The 16,713-nt window shown below is 42.6% G+C and carries 19 protein-coding genes; 7 read left to right on the forward strand and 12 right to left on the reverse strand.

All coding sequences use genetic code 11. The features are described 5' to 3' along the window. The 4 genes from zupT to WC496_09070 are packed head-to-tail and all read left to right on the forward strand — an operon-like array spanning position 1 to position 2,750. Positions 1 to 813 (forward strand): zinc transporter ZupT, encoded by an 813-nt coding sequence (gene zupT / locus WC496_09055; protein ID MFA5293166.1) that lies wholly within the window; start codon positions 1 to 3, stop codon positions 811 to 813. A 15-nt stretch (positions 814 to 828) separates the two neighbouring features. Further along, on the forward strand, positions 829 to 1,773 hold the full coding sequence (locus tag WC496_09060; GenBank protein MFA5293167.1) for a type I phosphomannose isomerase catalytic subunit: 945 nt from the start codon (positions 829 to 831) through the stop codon (positions 1,771 to 1,773). Positions 1,774 to 1,809: 36 nt separating this feature from the next. Continuing rightward, positions 1,810 to 2,370, forward strand: coding sequence for a transcription termination/antitermination NusG family protein (locus tag WC496_09065; GenBank protein ID MFA5293168.1), 561 nt, complete (start codon positions 1,810 to 1,812; stop codon positions 2,368 to 2,370). Positions 2,371 to 2,390: 20 nt separating this feature from the next. Next, positions 2,391 to 2,750 carry a DUF2065 family protein gene (locus WC496_09070; protein MFA5293169.1) on the forward strand — a complete coding sequence of 120 codons (360 nt, stop codon included), beginning with the start codon at positions 2,391 to 2,393 and terminating at the stop codon, positions 2,748 to 2,750. A gap of 103 nt (positions 2,751 to 2,853) precedes the next feature. Here WC496_09070 and WC496_09075 read toward each other — a convergent pair whose 3' ends face one another. The 9 genes from WC496_09075 to WC496_09115 form a co-directional block, all read right to left on the reverse strand. Beyond that, on the reverse strand, positions 2,854 to 3,516 hold the full coding sequence (locus WC496_09075) for a hypothetical protein (protein ID MFA5293170.1): 663 nt from the start codon (positions 3,514 to 3,516) through the stop codon (positions 2,854 to 2,856). A gap of 28 nt (positions 3,517 to 3,544) precedes the next feature. Further along, the gene (locus WC496_09080) at positions 3,545 to 4,498 is read right to left on the reverse strand and encodes a hypothetical protein (protein MFA5293171.1); all 954 of its coding nucleotides are present in this window, start codon (positions 4,496 to 4,498) and stop codon (positions 3,545 to 3,547) included. 19 nt (positions 4,499 to 4,517) lie between these two features. After that, complete coding sequence (locus WC496_09085; GenBank protein ID MFA5293172.1) at positions 4,518 to 5,252, reverse strand: prepilin-type N-terminal cleavage/methylation domain-containing protein; 735 nt, start codon at positions 5,250 to 5,252, stop codon at positions 4,518 to 4,520. A gap of 67 nt (positions 5,253 to 5,319) precedes the next feature. Continuing rightward, positions 5,320 to 5,967: a PEP-CTERM sorting domain-containing protein gene (locus WC496_09090; protein ID MFA5293173.1), complete on the reverse strand. Its 648-nt coding sequence runs from the start codon at positions 5,965 to 5,967 to the stop codon at positions 5,320 to 5,322. A 194-nt stretch (positions 5,968 to 6,161) separates the two neighbouring features. Further along, the gene (locus tag WC496_09095; protein MFA5293174.1) at positions 6,162 to 6,332 is read right to left on the reverse strand and encodes a hemin uptake protein HemP; all 171 of its coding nucleotides are present in this window, start codon (positions 6,330 to 6,332) and stop codon (positions 6,162 to 6,164) included. Positions 6,333 to 6,339: 7 nt separating this feature from the next. Beyond that, complete coding sequence (gene feoB, locus WC496_09100) at positions 6,340 to 8,391, reverse strand: ferrous iron transport protein B (GenBank protein MFA5293175.1); 2,052 nt, start codon at positions 8,389 to 8,391, stop codon at positions 6,340 to 6,342. Between the two features lie 4 nt (positions 8,392 to 8,395). After that, positions 8,396 to 8,641 (reverse strand): FeoA domain-containing protein, encoded by a 246-nt coding sequence (locus WC496_09105; GenBank protein MFA5293176.1) that lies wholly within the window; start codon positions 8,639 to 8,641, stop codon positions 8,396 to 8,398. A gap of 5 nt (positions 8,642 to 8,646) precedes the next feature. Next, positions 8,647 to 9,096, reverse strand: a complete 450-nt coding sequence (locus tag WC496_09110) for a metal-dependent transcriptional regulator (protein ID MFA5293177.1) — start codon at positions 9,094 to 9,096, stop codon at positions 8,647 to 8,649. 70 nt (positions 9,097 to 9,166) lie between these two features. After that, positions 9,167 to 10,102: a lysylphosphatidylglycerol synthase domain-containing protein gene (locus WC496_09115; protein ID MFA5293178.1), complete on the reverse strand. Its 936-nt coding sequence runs from the start codon at positions 10,100 to 10,102 to the stop codon at positions 9,167 to 9,169. Positions 10,103 to 10,256: 154 nt separating this feature from the next. Between WC496_09115 and WC496_09120 the strand changes: the two genes are divergently transcribed. Genes WC496_09120 through WC496_09130 form a run of 3 tightly spaced genes read left to right on the forward strand, consistent with a single transcriptional unit; the run spans position 10,257 to position 12,963 of the window. After that, entirely contained in the window at positions 10,257 to 10,952 is a 696-nt protein-coding gene (locus WC496_09120; protein ID MFA5293179.1) for a class I SAM-dependent methyltransferase, read from the forward strand. Between the two features lie 50 nt (positions 10,953 to 11,002). Next, complete coding sequence (locus tag WC496_09125) at positions 11,003 to 11,881, forward strand: methyltransferase domain-containing protein (protein ID MFA5293180.1); 879 nt, start codon at positions 11,003 to 11,005, stop codon at positions 11,879 to 11,881. A 26-nt stretch (positions 11,882 to 11,907) separates the two neighbouring features. Further along, positions 11,908 to 12,963, forward strand: coding sequence for a glycosyltransferase family 4 protein (locus tag WC496_09130; GenBank protein ID MFA5293181.1), 1,056 nt, complete (start codon positions 11,908 to 11,910; stop codon positions 12,961 to 12,963). Between the two features lie 31 nt (positions 12,964 to 12,994). Here WC496_09130 and WC496_09135 read toward each other — a convergent pair whose 3' ends face one another. Genes WC496_09135 through WC496_09145 form a run of 3 tightly spaced genes read right to left on the reverse strand, consistent with a single transcriptional unit; the run spans position 12,995 to position 16,710 of the window. Continuing rightward, positions 12,995 to 14,653, reverse strand: a complete 1,659-nt coding sequence (locus tag WC496_09135; GenBank protein ID MFA5293182.1) for a glycosyltransferase family 39 protein — start codon at positions 14,651 to 14,653, stop codon at positions 12,995 to 12,997. 51 nt (positions 14,654 to 14,704) lie between these two features. Continuing rightward, the gene (locus WC496_09140; GenBank protein MFA5293183.1) at positions 14,705 to 15,763 is read right to left on the reverse strand and encodes a DUF354 domain-containing protein; all 1,059 of its coding nucleotides are present in this window, start codon (positions 15,761 to 15,763) and stop codon (positions 14,705 to 14,707) included. Beyond that, entirely contained in the window at positions 15,760 to 16,710 is a 951-nt protein-coding gene (locus tag WC496_09145; protein MFA5293184.1) for a glycosyltransferase family 2 protein, read from the reverse strand. The genes WC496_09140 and WC496_09145 overlap by 4 nt, the downstream gene beginning before the upstream one ends. Between the last annotated feature and the right edge of the window lie 3 nt (positions 16,711 to 16,713).

Genomic DNA, 16,713 nt, shown 5'->3' on the forward strand with positions numbered 1-16,713 from the left:
ATGGATAATCATAACGTTTTAATAGCGTTCGGCCTGACGATTTTCGCGGGACTGTCCACCGGTATCGGAAGCGCTATGGCCTTTTTCGCCAAGAGAACCAGCACCAGATTTCTTTCGACTTCGCTGGGCTTTTCGGCAGGCGTTATGATTTATGTTTCACTGATTGAGATATTCGCCAAGGCAAAAGCCGACCTTACCGCCCAACTCGGCATGGCAAAAGGATACTGGCTGACAGTTATGTCTTTTTTTGCCGGCATTTTTCTGATAGCCATAATCGACAAGCTCATACCCGGCATAGACAATCCTCACGAAATCAAAGATATAGAAAACGCCGACGAGGCCGCGGCCGCCAAAAAGTTCTACAGCCTTTATCGTATGGGGCTTTTCACCGCACTGGCAATCGCGATACATAATTTCCCCGAAGGATTGGCGACATTTACCGCCGCACTAAAAGATGTCCGGCTCGGAATTCCAATCGCAATAGCAATAGCGATTCATAATATACCGGAAGGTATCGCGGTTTCAGTGCCTGTATTTTTCGCGACCGGCAGCAAAAAAAAAGCGTTCTGGCTCTCTTTCCTTTCGGGCATGGCAGAACCCGTTGGCGCATTAATAGGTTATCTTATTCTTATGCACATCCCAAGCGATACTGCCTGCAGCGTTATTTTCGCTGCCGTGGGCGGTATAATGGTTTTCATATCCATCGACCAGCTTCTGCCCGCCGCTGAAAAATACGGCAAACATCATTACGCCGTTTACGGCTTTGTCGCTGGTATGATTGTAATGGCATTGAGCCTGTTATTATTTGTTTAAAGAAAGAAAAACAGAATGAACTATTATCCATTGAAATTCGAACCGATTTACAAGGAACTTATTTGGGGCGGACACAAGTTTCACAATGCCCTCGGTAAAGACTGCCCTGCCGATAAAAAAATCGGCGAAAGCTGGGAACTCGCTGATTTGCCGAACGATAAATCAGTTATTATAAACGGCGAATTCGCCGGGAAAACAATCGCAGAGACTCTGCAAAAATATCCTGAAGAAATAACAGGCAAAAAAAACTATAAGCCGCCTTTCGGACTGCTTATCAAACTTATCGACGCCGCAGACGTCCTGAGCGTTCAGGTTCATCCCGACAGCGATGCGGTAAAAAAACTTAAAACCGGCAATCCAAAAACCGAGTGCTGGTACATAATCGACGCCGATAAAGACGCCTGCATTTACAAAGGACTGAAATCCGGGACGACAAAAGAGCAGTTCGAGCAATCAATAAAAGACGGCAAATGCGCCCAACTCCTGAATAAAGTTCCTGTAAAGGCCGGCCAGTGTCATTTTCTCCCGGCGGGAACCGTTCACGCAATAGGCGCGGGAATTTTAATAGCTGAGATACAAATACCATCTGATACGACCTTCAGGGTTTTCGACTGGAACAGGCTGCAAAACGGCAAACCCCGCCAGCTCCACATCGAACAGGCACTTGAGAGCATCCATTTCAACCAAAAGGCGGACCAACTCGGCGTAACAACAGCCGGCAGACTTGTTGACTGTGAATTTTTCAGGATTGATAAAATCACTGCACAGGCCGAGGCGACAAACAAAATTTCCAAAGGGATAATGAAAGTAATTATAATTATCGAAGGCAGCGGCAAAATATCTTCCGACAATTCGCAGCCGGTAGATTTCGCAAAAGGACAGACAATCCTGATTCCTGCCGCTTTTAATGGCGAAATCGCGTTTGACGGCAATACTGAATATTTGCAGGTTACTCTTTAAATTGACAGATGCCGTAACTTCTACTACAATGCTTTCATGCTAAAGCCTGAAGAAAATCCGCCGATAATCTGGCCGCCTGATACAAGTATAAAAGACTTTCAGGGGACATGGTGGGTCGTACATACCAAAAGCAGAAACGAAAAGGCGCTCGCATGGCAGATGCAGAGAAAAAATATAAACTATTTTCTGCCTATGACTGAAAAAGTTTACAGAAAAAGCCGCAGAGTCATCCGTTCGCTGCTGCCTCTGTTCAGCGGGTATGTCTTTTTCTGCGGCGACGAACCGCAGAGACTGGAGATACTCAAAACAAACAGAGCGGCAGGCCTGCTGGCAGTAAAGGACCAGCAGCATTTTATTGCAGAGCTTCTGCCGATTGAAAAGGCACTTACAAGCGGATTAAATCTTGCGCCATACCACTACCTTAAAGCGGGTCAGTTGTGCAAAGTTATCGCAGGGCCTCTTATGGGAATAGAAGGACTCGTTGTCAGCGAACATAACAAAACAAGGCTTGTTCTCCAGGTTGACGTACTCGGCAAGGCTACTTGTCTTGAAATCGATTCCGCCCTGCTTGAAATAGTTCCGGAAAACTCGATTTAAAAGAAATTAAGGAGCTGTCTATGAACTGGTTGAAAATTGTTGCGATTCTTCTTGTTGTAGATGCCATCGTTATATTGTTCCGGCCGGACTTTGTGAAAAAATATGCCGCTCTGGTGGCTGAAGGAGCGAAAATATATCTTGCCGCTATTATCAAGACTGTGCTGGGAGTGATTTTTCTTTTCGGCGCGGATAAATGCACATATCCATGGGTGATAATTACTTTCGGTATTCTGGCTCTTGTCGGAGCGGTTTTCATAGTGGCTGTTCCGCAGAAGTCAAGAGCGATGGCCGCGTGGGCTGCATCAAAAAGTACTTTTACTCTGCGATTTTTTGGGTTGATTTATCTGCTTATCGGCGCATTGCTGGTTTACTCATCTTAAAAAGCTAAACGCAGCCGAACTGCCATCACTGTTGCATTATCCGTATTAACCGCTCAGGGATGAACGATTGATATCGTCGGGCTATTCTGCCAAAAACATTGATTCACCTTCCAAATCCAGAGGCAGACTCAACAAAGTCAAAACAATTTTGATGTTCTGCTGACAAAATATTTAACAACGCCTGCTGCTTGACTTTCCTCAACTCTGCATTGCTGCATGTCGCCCCCTGATTTTTAACCGCAAAAAATCCATCCGGTATCAGTCCGCCGCGAACACAAAATGTTACAGATTTATCGCTGGGAATCCGCTTTGCGGTAAATGTATAACTTTGCAGATTCAGTTCTGTTTCTTCGTCTTCAAATTTTAATTCTCTGCCTGTGTACAAACTCATCACGTCCCAAACGCCATCCATTGAACCGCTGACTTTAATATCAAAATCAGCAGCCTTTGGGATCTCGTCCCCAAAAAGTTGCTGTGCCGCATAACCTATTGCTTTGTAGCCAATCAAAACGCCCATACAAATATGAGAATTCTGTGAAATATGAGAACTTTCAGCATTCGATTGGGAATGTTCGTGATTTTCGTGAAACGCCATCGCTTGATTTACCGTAATTGTCATAATCTCGTTACCGTCATTATAAACCTGCAAAGGTTTCATTTGACTGATGAGTCTGTTTATTTCCGAGGACTTATCCGCGGATTCTTTACAGCCCTGCAAAAACATTGAAAAACAAACCATCAAAACTACATTTAACATCTTTTTCATTAATCATTACTCCAATAAAAATTTTAAATTACCAGTTCGCAATACAATTTGAATCTTCCGGATTATTACATTCCAGATACTTTTCAGAAAACACCTGTACATCCGGAAGATTTACTCTGCAATCCTTATTGATATCCGCATCCATTCCCATACCGGCCTGCCATACTCCGTGACAACTTGACGGTACGGAATCGACATCTGCAAAAAGCGACACATCAAAATCCGGCTCATTAGGGTCGTTGCATTTCTGCCAGTAATTCGCTATAACCGCGAAATCCTCAAAGTTCACATAACCATCTTTATTCGTATCGCCTGCCAACGCCCAACCGAACAAACCAACTTCATTAGACACAATCGGTAATTCGATATAAGCAGTACTAAATGAATCAAATAACATTCCGGATTGCTGCGATGTAACCTCTCTGAACACTCGTATAAAATGTACATCGTCTGCAAAACTGCCGGCAAAATCAAAATAAGCATCATAGAGCCAGCCGCTTTCGCCCGGAATCTCATTTAATCGTCCCTCGATTGTTCCAATCTGAACAAAAGTTTCTCCATCGCTGCTTGCCCAAACAGAAGCCGCCGCCAGCGGGCCGCAAAACATTCTTATCACAATGTCATTGCCGGAGACATCCTTAATACCGGTTTCAAATTTGACAATAAATTCCTGCTCGCTGTTTGATGCCCCGCCCGAACGCCAGCCCGCGACATAATCACGGTCGCCATCTTCAAAATCCCAGGCGTACATATTGCCGTTGCCGTCGGCATCAGATTCTCCCAATACCCACCACGTTGTCGCCGGCGTATTTGAGTCCATATAATGCGAACCGGGTCCGCCGCAATAACCGTCTGCCCAGCTTTGAATTTTATCTGTATAGCTGACAACACTATCTGCCCAGTTAATGCCGTTGACATATCTGGCATACAACATCGCGTTGATATTCAAAACTATTAACGTTATATAAATAATTTTCTTCATATCACACTCCTGTAATTTTTTATTTTTGTTTGGCATACCAGAATTCTCCCAACCTTGCCTTGTTGAATCTGCTGCAAAACGGAACATCATCTTCCGTCAGGGATTCAATGTGTTGGTCAAGAAATAATGTATTGGTTTTATTTTTGTGCCGATATTCAAAATTCGCCACAGGACAGCCGTCAAATAAAACAACTCCGGAAATTTGACTCGTCCCGTTTCCATCACAGAACATCATAGCCCTTGCTGGTTTTTTATATTCACTTTCATTCCGGTAGTCCGTCGGCATATTTGCTCTGCCTGAAACACCAAGCGTTCCATTAGCCATATAGCTCAAAGAAAAATCACGTTCTTCTGTAGGATAATCAGGGTCATCTCTTGTCATATCAGGCCTTTTATGCGTCGGACAGGTTAAAACTGTCCGACCTTTGCCTGTGCCGATTATTTCGCTGTTCGCATCACTGACAACTTCAAGTCCAAGATTTTTTACAAACATCTGATTCATAAACCAGTGCTGACTTTTTTGTCCATAAGAACCGGGATAAGGCTCGGACGAAAACATCCTGCCGCCGCTGACATCCAGATACATTCGCAAAGCCAATCCGATATTTTTTAGATTAGATCGGCAAACGACATTCCTGCCGCGTTCTCTGGCTGCTGCCAGGCAGGGAAGCAATATTCCAACGAGAAGCCCTATCAGACTTATCACCACCAGCAGTTCAACCAGTGTAAATGCTTTTTTGTTTTTCAAAACCATAACCATTTCCCGCTGCAGGGACACAGGCAGTCGAACAAAACCTATGCCCCTGCCAGCTAACTAAAAACTACTTCTTCCTTCTCAAGCAAGCTATTGCTCCCAATCCTAAAACAACCAATGTCGCTGGTTCAGGAACAGATGCGAATGAATCGAAAAACATTCCTGTACCGGAACCCGATGTAGTGCCGCAAACTTTTATATAATAAACATCACCGAAAAAAACATCTGACAAATCAAAAGATGCGTCATATAAATTACCCGGAGTGCCTGGTGTACCGCCAGATGAACCTGCTACATTGCCAATCAATGTCCAATTTACATTGTCTGCACTTGCATAAACATTCGCTTTTGCTTTTGCGCCGCAGAACAATCTGATTACAATATCATCGCCTTCAACATCTGTAATTGCGGTATTGAAACCAACAACGATTTCCTGACTTGCCGCCGAACGCCAGCCGGCGACATTGTCCAAATCCACAGCGTCAAAAGCATACATATTGCCGTTTTGGTCGGCGTCTGATACGCCTAAAACCCACGAAACAGTGCTGCTGTCCATATATGTTCCGCCGTAATTCTGTATCTGGCTTGTATAGCCAACCACAGTATCAGTCCAGTTTTGCCCGTTGATTAAGGCCGCGAAACTGCAACTTGAAAATAAACCACCAATAACCATCAACATTAAAACACTTTTCATTTTGTAATTTTCCAACTTCATCTTTCATACTCCAATTTAAATTAAACCTATTAAAACTTTACACAAACATTTTGCACAACAACCAATACGATTAAGCTATCGCCCGCCTCCTTTCCGTAACTTGCAAAAAAAAGAGCAATAGACGAAATTTATTTCATCTATTGCTCCCTGGCTGGCTTTCAGCTTGCTGGGTCGTAAGTGTTTTTAAAATTATTTTATTTATTCATAATTAATTTCCCGTTTCTCGTTATTCTTAGCCTGTAAATGGAACTATCGTGCCGAATCATTATCTCATTATCATCGCCGAACAAACTATTCGAATCGAACAATCGTACGCGTCGATTATTATCCGGTTTACTGCTATTCTGGTTATTTATAATTTCCATAACAAGTTTAAAGCCCCAAAAAGCTTCCCGCCTGATATACAATCAGTGTTACGACATAAGCCATTACCGTTAATCCGCCGAATTGCAGAATCGCCCATTTCCATGCACCGGTTTCAGAGCGGGTAATTACGGCCGTTGCGATACAGGGTGCGCTTATCAGACAAAACAGCATAATACAAAATCCCTGCAAAGGCGTATAATCGCTGCTGAGTCTCTGCTGCAAAACGGAGCTATCCTCATTTTCCGTAACGGCATAAACGATACCCATCTGTGCCACAAACACTTCTTTTGCCGCAAGAGCGCCTATAAGCGCAGTGGCGATTTTATAATCGAATCCGAGCGGTTTAAGTACCGGCTCAAGAGCAAGCCCCGCCCTGCCGATAAAACTGTGCTTAAGCGTAACGGTCTGCGTCTCTGCATCGTCCAGACCGGCAAGTTTTTCAGGCGATACACGCGGGTACTGTGCGGCTGCCCACAAAATTATCGAAATCACCAAAATGACGGTACCGGCCTTTCTCAGGTACAGCCAGCCTCGTTCCCACATATGCAGAAAAATAGATTTAAATGTAGGCATCCTATACGGAGGCAGTTCCATTACGAACGGTATCGTTTCGCCTTTTAGCAGAGTAATCCTCAATATCTTGGCTGATATAACGGCCAGCGCGATACCGATAAAATAAATCAGCCACATCATCGGGCCTCGCCATCTCTCGGAAAAAAATGCAGGGATTATAAGCGCATAAATCGTAAGCCTCGCTCCGCAGCTCATAAGCGGAGTAATAAGAATCGTAGTTATCCTGTTGCGTCTGTTTTCGAGTATTCGACAGGCCATAATCGCAGGCACCGAACAGCCGAATCCAATCAGCATTGGAATGAAACTCTTGCCGTGCAGACCGATTTTGTGCATAAACCTGTCGGTTACAAACGCCGCCCTTGCCATATATCCGCTGTCTTCGAGAATCGCTATTGCCGCAAAGAGCAGCATAATATTCGGCAGGAACGCTACCACGCCGCCGACGCCGCCGATTATTCCATCAACCAGAAGTGATTTCAATACACTTTCACTTCCGACCGGCCAAAAACCGGATATGGTCCGTCCGAGCCAGCCGAACAGCATCTCCAGCCACGTCATCGGCCACTCACCCAACCGAAAAGTTACATCGAAAACAATATACATCATCGCCGCAAAAATCGGCAGCCCCCATGTTTTGTGCGTAACAAATGCATCAATCATATCGCTGCGATTATGCCGGATTTCAATTGGATTTTTTATCGATTCCCGGCAGGCTCCGGAAATAAAACCATATCTTTTATCTGCGATAACGATCTCCGGCTCTTCACCGAAAATAGTTTTTAAACGCTTGATGCTTTCCTGCACAGCCGGAGCAATTTCAGGATTTTGAACCTGTTTCAAAACATCCGCGTCCAGTTCGAGCAGTTTTATTATTGCCCACCTGTTGTTGCGCAATTCATCGAACTTCTGCCGCAACTTTTCAATCTCATTTTCTATTTCACTGCCGTATTTAATACGCAAATTCAAATCTTTCGGTCCCTGCGAAACAGTTTCAATAACCGCATCGAGAATTTTATCTATGCCTGTATTCCTATTGCCTATCGTACGAACAATTTTTACACCGAAAAGCGTCGAAAGGTTTTCAATGTCAAAAACAAGCCCCTGGTGCCGGGCAATATCGCTCATATTGAAAGCGAGTACAAGCGGCACATTAAGCTCCATTAGTTGTACGGCAAGATAAAGATTCCTCTCGATATTCGAAGAATCTATAACATCGACCACAACATCCGGCTTTTGTTCGATAATAAAGTTTCTCGAAACAACTTCCTCTGTCGAATAAGCGGTAAGACTGTAAGTCCCGGGCAAATCGATAATTTTAAGTTCGTATCCGTTATGCCGGCACGTACCCTCTTTTTTCTCGACTGTAACACCGGGATAATTGCCGACATGCTGGCGAAGGCCGGTTAAAGCATTGAATATCGTCGTTTTCCCGCTGTTCGGATTACCGGCAATTGCAACTGTGATTTTTTTCATATTCTCTGCCATAACATTAATTTCCTGATGGCTTAACAGCCATCTTCCCGGCCATGCCCCTGCCAAGAACAATTCGTGCGCCTTTTAAATCAATAACAAGAGGACCGGGATGGCTATTGTTTATTATTCGAAACTGCACACCAGGAAAAAGCCCCATAGCAGCAAGCCTTGCTTTAAGTCCCTGTCCAGCTTCTATTTTTACGAACCTGACCTTTGAGTCATTAGCTGCATCCTTCAGGAGAATTTGTTCCTGCACCCTCATAAAAACTAAATTCCTTTCGACCGGCAATATTTATGAAATTCGGTAGTGATATTGGCACCTTTTTTCCCGTAATTTGTCGAAAATTCCGTAAAATTTAACAATTTGGAAATAACCACAGACCCCAGGGCGTGCTCAGCCTTACAGGCCGCCTGCTCGGCAATCTGCCGTTCAACACCGAGAACATTGACAAAAAAAGACTCGATAATGTTGTGCCGGCGAACCACAGATTGAGCCTGCTGGGCGCCTTTTTCAGTAAGACTGATAAATCCGTAGGGCTGGTAATCCACTAACTCCTTGTCATTCAACAACTTAAGAGCACCGGTAACAGAGGCTCTCGATACGCCGAGGTTTTGCGCAATATCTTTGCTTCTGGCAACTTTTGCCCCCTGACTGAGGTTATATATCGCTTCCAGATAATCTTCCAGTGATGCGCTTAATTGTTTCTTTTTGGCCATAACATCACCTTTCTTAGCTACATCTAATATAGTTAGTTATGCCTAACTTTGCAAATAAAAAATTTATTTTTTATGTATTATTGTTTTTCCTGAAATCTGCAGGAGATCTATGCCATATCAGGCCGGTACAAATACCGCCTACTATAAAGGCCCAGCTTAACGTAATAGCCCGGTCGATTAATGCCGCCGTTAAGCCGGCATCGAGAGGAATACCCAACACAACGGCCCCTGCTCCGAGAACCGTCTCGCGAATACCGATAGCACCGGGAGTCAGATTGACAAACATTATAATATATCCGAGAGCTCCAAGAACAAGAAATCCCGCCGGATGCACTTTCACTCCCATGCTTTGGTAAATAACCGCAAGCCTGACCGCAGTAATTATAAAATTAAGCAGCAGGAAAACCCCGGCAGTAAACAGCGACCTTTTATTTTTTGTTATAGCGGAACGTCCAAGAAGAAATTCCCTGAATAAAACAGCCAATTTCGACGAACCGTTTGGAACAGGCAGCGGAACAAATATCATAAAAACTGACGCCGTCAGACAAACAAGAAAAACACCCGCCAGAATCTGTTTTTGCACACTGTCAAGTCCATAAACAAGAATCATGGAGAACAAGCCTATCAGGCACGCCGCAACAGAAAGCAGCAGTGTCAAAAAAATCGAAAAAGTGCCGAAGTGCGAATATCTCAGCCCATAGTGTCTTTTCAGATAATTCGCCATAAAAAGCGTGCCGAACTTCATTGGAACATAATTAAGCAGAGCACGGGCGTTCTGCAGAATAACCATATCCACTAATAAGGTCTTTACGCCCATAGGGCTCAGAATTGCTATCACCACAACAGCGCTGTTAAACGTTCCCACGAAAGACGCAAAATAAATAATACTCAGTTCAAGAGCATTGAGTTTCAATAATGCCTTCACACTCTGCCAGTGTCCGACAAGATACCAAACCAAAAAGGCTAAAATCGCGATTCCGAGAATATATTTAATCCACTTAAGCATTTCGATTATCCTAAACTTGACATTATATACCATCTAAGATACAATGCTAACAGATTTTTATATGTTAAGGCTAAAAATTCCTGGACGATAAAGTCGTTGCAATTTGTTCGGTCGAAAACCAAAAATAAGAATATATTTACAGGCAAACGAACTTATGAACCATTCAGATTTTTACGATGTGTTTTTTAAAAAAATCAGGCACAAAATCAATTTTACTACCCGGATTTTAATTCATGAAATTCTGAATTGTGTTAAAAAAACAGATTCGCGAGGCAACCCTGATTTTAGAATTCTCGAATTAGGCTGCGGCAGAGGATTGCTGGCGGCGAAGCTTTTGCGATTTGGAAAAGTGAAAGCAGTTGACCTGGCAGAAAAAACAATAGAAGATAACAGAAAATTTTATCCGGAGATAGAATTTGAGGTTGCAGATTTATCCAAACCAATCCGTTTCGATACACAATTCGACATGGTTGTTTCTATGGAGGTAATAGAGCACCTTCCATATAACCTGCAGGAACAACTCATCAAAAATGCATACGACTCTCTTAAAACAGGCGGCCATCTCATTCTGACTACGCCGAACAAAACAGCACAACAGGAACATAAGATAAAATTATTTCAGCCAATTGAAGATCATTTAACCGTCCAGGAGATAGAAAAATTAGTCGCAAAATATTTTGTCATTATCAATATCTTTACGGTAATATACCGTTTTAAGTCGAGATTTATTGATATTCTCTGGAAAAGATTATTTTATTTTATAAATATTTATTGGTTTCAAAATTTTATTAAGAAAAAAAATTGCGGTTTGCATACAGTAGTCTTCGCGAAAAAGGCTGAAATATCTTAAGTGCGGATTATACAGTTTTTTGCCTAAACTTTAAACAGAATTAAAACTTCATGAGTGAAGATATCAGGATGAATCATAAGTTCGCTGAAATACTTTTGTGCCCTTCCTGCGGAAAGTCCGGACTTACGAGGCTGCAAAATCAATATATCTGCGATTTATGCAAGGTCAAATATTCCGATTATGAAGGCATTCCTGCCGTTTTAACTGAAGATTTCCGTAAAGATAAATATAATAAAATGATTGTCCTGACAGATAATCGTAAACACTGGAAACGACAGGCTGTCTGGGGGAACCAAATTGACGGTATAATTCCAGATGGGTCAGGATTTTTCCTCGATTTAGCCTGCGGGGGCGGCAGAAAAGACTGGATAGAATCAAAAGGCTATAGTTATATAGGTCTGGATTATTATCTGGATTACGGAACCAATCTTCTGGCAAACAGTATGAATATTCCTTTTAAGGATAATACGATTTCCGTATGTTCTTCTATTTCCGCTATGGAACATTTTCCCGACCCCTGGTCTGCATGCAATGAAATATTCCGTGTAATTAAACCGGGCGGTTTGTATATAGGCTCAGTAGCATTCCTGCAGCCCTTTCATGAACGCTCCTATTATCACATGACACATCTGGGAGTAAAATATATGCTCAAAAAAAGCGGCTTTACAATAGAACAAATAATACCTTTTAAAAAAAACGGGTTCAGTTTTCTCATAGAAAGGCTGTTAATAATAAAACAGCCTGTTTCTTTTTTGGCAGATTTAGTCTTCAATGCCATTATGTTTTTGAGAAAAATTGGAGCCCGGTTTATAAGCAGGTTTTATAGAAAAAATGAAGCCAAGTCTCACAGGATATCACAATTTATAGCTGAAGAGAAAATTCGTTTTACTTCGGGTTTTATCTACATTGCCAGAAAGCCGGAAAAATAAACATCGTTTTAGGATATGTCATTCGTATGGATTTTGAAATTGTATGTTGTGTTGCTTTAGGTGACGCCCAGGTCTATCATCATCTTATGCCGATATCTCTCCATCCTGTGGTGACCAAAATATGGATTATTCGGCACAAAAATGTCCAAACCGGTAACATCCCAAAAGCAGAGCTGCTGAAGGTATCGCGATTCAAACCTTTACGGTTTATTCAGATGTATCGCCTGAGCCGAAAATTAGCCCAAAGAAAAGAAGTTAAAGCATTCGTCTCATTCAATCCCATACCCTACGGCATTATTTCATATTTAGGGGCAAGAAAATTTAATAAGCCGGTTCATTTCGGTTTTATAGGTGCTGACTGGTACAGAATGTCAAAGGCAAAAGGATGGAATTTTTTGCAAAAGATACTTCGCAACGGCTCCTTTTTTACGGCTACCGGCGAAAGTATGAAAAACGAAATGACGGAATACGGCTACGAAAGAGAAAAAATCAGCGTTCTTCCTCACAGTATAGATATAAATAAGTTTAAAGTTTCAGAATTGAAAACAATAAAGTATGACTGTCTCTATGTGGGACAACTGATTCACAGAAAAAGAGTTGACATAATACTTAAAGCTTTTGCCGAAGTTTTGAAGCAGAATCCCGGCAGAAGACTTTGTATCGTGGGAGGCGGACATCTTTCCGGGGAACTGAAATCGCTGACAAAAAAACTAAACATAGAGGGTAATGTCGATTTCGCAGGCCATACAAATGATGTTTCAATGTATTTTTCACAATCAAAAATTTTTGTTATGGCTTCCTATATGGAAGGATTTCCTTTTGCCATGGTTGAAGCTATGTGCAGCGGTTTGGTTCCGGTTACCACACCTGTCGGCACAATAACAGACATTGTAAAACACAACGAAATGGGTTTGATTTATAAGCAAAATGACATTGCCGGATTGGGCAAATGCATCGATAAACTAATCAACGATTCCGCAATTTATACACGAATCCGGAATAACTTGATAATGACCAGGAATAATTTTTCTTACGAATCCGCGCTAACGGTTTGGGACAAATGGTTCCGTCAATTGAACTGATTTGACAAATCTATTTTCTATTATATAAATTTTATTTCACGGGCTTTTGCAAGTCAAAAAGAAGATAATTCGACATGCCTGCTTTCAGGAATCTGCCTCTGCCGTCCATCTCGCCGGAAACGCCGGGGATGTATTCATATTTATAAAGCTGCCCAAGCTGTTTGCTGAGATTGTTAAGGTATGCGTCTGTCTGCGGGTCGCCTAAGGATAACGGCATAAGATAAAACGGATATTTACCGGTCTTGGCAGCTTCAGTAACTTCTTCGAGCCTCGTTGCCTGAATAATTTCACGGTCGAGATACCACGCTATTTCAGGACGATAGAATGCACCTTTCGATTCGTTCTGATTGACAATGAACGGGTCGAAACTGAGCAGATATTTATCAGGCGGTATTCGTGAGTTAAGCATTTGAAACATTTTAATCTTTGCTTCCGGCTGCCACCGAATCGCATAATAATAATTTGTGCCGGCGATACAGTAGCTTGTGCATATACTTAAAATCGCCAGGACTGCGACAAGAGCTATTTTGAAACTAATTTTTTTGAGGTAGTCCCAAACCATACAAATACCCAGCGATGCCGCAATTGCAACACAGGGAGTTAAAGGCACCAGCCATGTCTGGTGCCGCCAAAGGCAGCCGCGAAGAATAAACAATGCAAAAAACGGAACCATAAAGAAAAGCCAGAATTGCGGGAACTGTCTGCTCCTTCTGCCGGTCAGGGGGTCGGGGTCTTTCGAAAAAACAAAGAATTGACCGATTGTTATATAAAGGATCGCGATCATCACAACAGGCAATGTATAATTCGTGAGTGAAAATTCCCATAGTTTGCCAAACCATAAAGACCAGTCGAAGCTCTGCATTTGCTGCATTTCGCCTTTACCAGCACGCCATTTATAAAGCTCAAATATTTTTGAAATATCTCCGCCATATCCTGCCAGCATAATAGAGAAAGTAATAATCATACTAATTGCCGGCGAAAACACCATAATCGCAAGCAGCACAAATGAAGGATATTCTTTTCTTTTAATACATCTGAAAACATAATGCACTCCGATTGCCATGGCATAGAAAAAGCCCACCCAATTAACCTGCAGACATAGAAAGATACCGGCCGCCAGACCGATTTTGTGATACTTCTTTGGCTCGGGCGCATTTGCAAATGCCTTTATAATAACAAGGTAGCAATATATCGCCGAAAAGCCGAATAATGTCGTCCAGCTTCCGGTATAAAAATAACCGGTCAGGGGAAAGACGGCATAAAGAAGACCTGCAAGAAGTGCAGTCACTGGTTCCATAAGTTTCTTCAGCATTAACATAAACAATGCCATCGTTACGATTGACACTGAAATTGCAAGCAGCCGTAATGTAAATTCACTGACGCCGACTATTGAACAGAAAAGCCAGGCAAGCAAAATGCTAAGCTGCGGATGGTCGAGATACTTTTTCGGATTTGCTTTAGGCGGGTCGCCAACTGCCCATGTAGTTAAACCTTTTGTATAAGATAAACCATACTTGATGTGAACCCGTGTGGCCCACGCGCCGGTTGCCTGTGCCCAGCTATGCAACCCGTCTAAAGGCCTGTTAATTTCCCTGCTTTCCAGACATGCCATAAATATAATAATCCCAATCACGCACACCCAGTAATTAACACCGGATATCTGTTCTTTACTTTGAATTTTAGTGGTCATAATTTTGTCCCTATTCTTTATTTGCATAAAAATTCAACCTCAAAATTAACCTTATGGTTTCTGCCGTTGTTTATCGTTATATAACTTTTCAAAAAAATCTATCATCCATCCTGTCAGGTCAACTTTTTGCCCCAGGAATTTATCGCGTTTTAGCCGAACCTGCTCTTTAATCTTATCATTGGCCAGCCAGTTGTCCAGGCACTCGAGAAGTTTGTCAAAATCTTTGGGCAAAAATCCGCAGGTCAGCCCTTTATTCTGCAGGTCTTCGATAACTGAAAGTCTGCCTACAAATGTATTGCATCTTATCGAAGGCGTACCCAGAACCGCGGATTCCCTAATCATCGTCTGGCTGTCCCCGACTACTATTTGCGCAAAAGCCATCACGTCAAAAATTTTATCGACATCGACTTTCAAAAGATAAGGCTCAAATTCCTTTTCCAAAACCTTTTCGGCGCTTATGAAAACTTTGCCGTGTTTTAAAAGTTTATTCACAATCAGATGAGCCTGCTCGGACGACAGCCCTTTTTCGCCGATATCATGATGAGCCGTGAGCGAAACAAGCCGGACAAGAAAATATTTTTCATTCTCACCGACGCCAAGCTCCTTTAAAATATTGCGATTCGGCTGGAACCTGTCAGGATGAAGATACGCCAGTTCGTGCAGGCTTGGATGTTTAATGTGTTTCTTTCCGTAATCATCATTTAAACTCTCAGGAGTCACGATATAGTGCGCAAATGGATAAGCCAGTTTTGTAAAAAGCGGAACCACCTTTGAGTCATCTGCGTTAAATATTATTGATTTCGCCCCGACAAGCCCTGCGGCGTAAGGCGCCACCAAAGATGTGCCGACAATAAAATCCGTCGGTTTTTGCCTGGCGATTTTATACACCGTCCGAAAGGTCCTGATATTTTGTATGCCCGAAGCCAAAAGTCCGGTTTTGCTGCGGGGTATAGCGATGTATTTTAAGCCTGCTTTGTCGAGAAGAGAGGTCAGGCAGTCCTTCTGGCGGGCGACTATATGTACTTCATGACCGGCTTTTTCCAGCTCGATTATTGCATTTTTAAAAAGATGAAAATGCGCAGGATGTCCAAGGTCGAAAATAAATCTCATTTCAAATCCTTGTTGGATTCCATATCGAACCACATCGCGAAAAGCGTAAACTGTATTGCCGTGATAAAGCAGAACATCGCCGCCAGCGCATTTATCGGCGGAATATGTCCATCGGTAAACCATTTATAAAACACCCTGACAAACAGCGCCACCGTCGCAATATCGAATAACAAACCGAAAGCATAAAAGAAAATCAGCGGATGAAAATCTCTGATAATATATTTTTCCTTCATCCTGTATAAAAAGCATTTCAGCAGGAGCCATGAAAGTTTCGGCACGACCGCGTGAATTTTTATTCCGCTGTCTTCGCCGATGTTATAAATCGGTTTTATCGGCACATCGCGAACCTTCATATTGTAAATGTTAAGTTTTACAAGCACATCGTTCGGCATACCATAACGCTTATATATTTTGTCGATGTCTATAAGTTCCAGCGCCTTAAGATTCATCACGGTATAACCGGTCTGTGAATCCGCGATATGCCAGTATCCGCTTGCGATTTTAGTAAATAGCGAAAGAAACGAATTACCAAGATACCTGACTTTGGGAATTATGTTCCATGCGTTTCCGGTAAACAGACGATTGCCTTTGGAATAGTCGATTTCACCGTTCACAACAGGGTCAAGCAGTGCAGGCAAATCCTTAGGATCCATCTGCGCATCGCCGGCCATTACAGCCGTCGCGAATATTTTATTTTCTTTCGCCCACTTATAGCCTGTGGCAATCGCCGCGCCTACTCCCTGATTTTTCTCGTGGACTATAAGGACGATTCTGCCGCCCTGCTTTTCGGCATACTGCCTGACAACCTCGGCGGTTCTGTCGCTGCTCCTGTCGTCCACAATGACAATCTTATCGACAAAATCAGGCATTGTCTCTATTACCCTGCATATAAGCACTTCTTCGTTATACGCGGGCACTACCACACAAACGCTTTTATTCTTATACATATC

This window comes from Phycisphaerae bacterium (genome assembly GCA_041652575.1).
Lineage (GTDB): Bacteria > Planctomycetota > Phycisphaerae > Sedimentisphaerales > UBA12454 > UBA12454.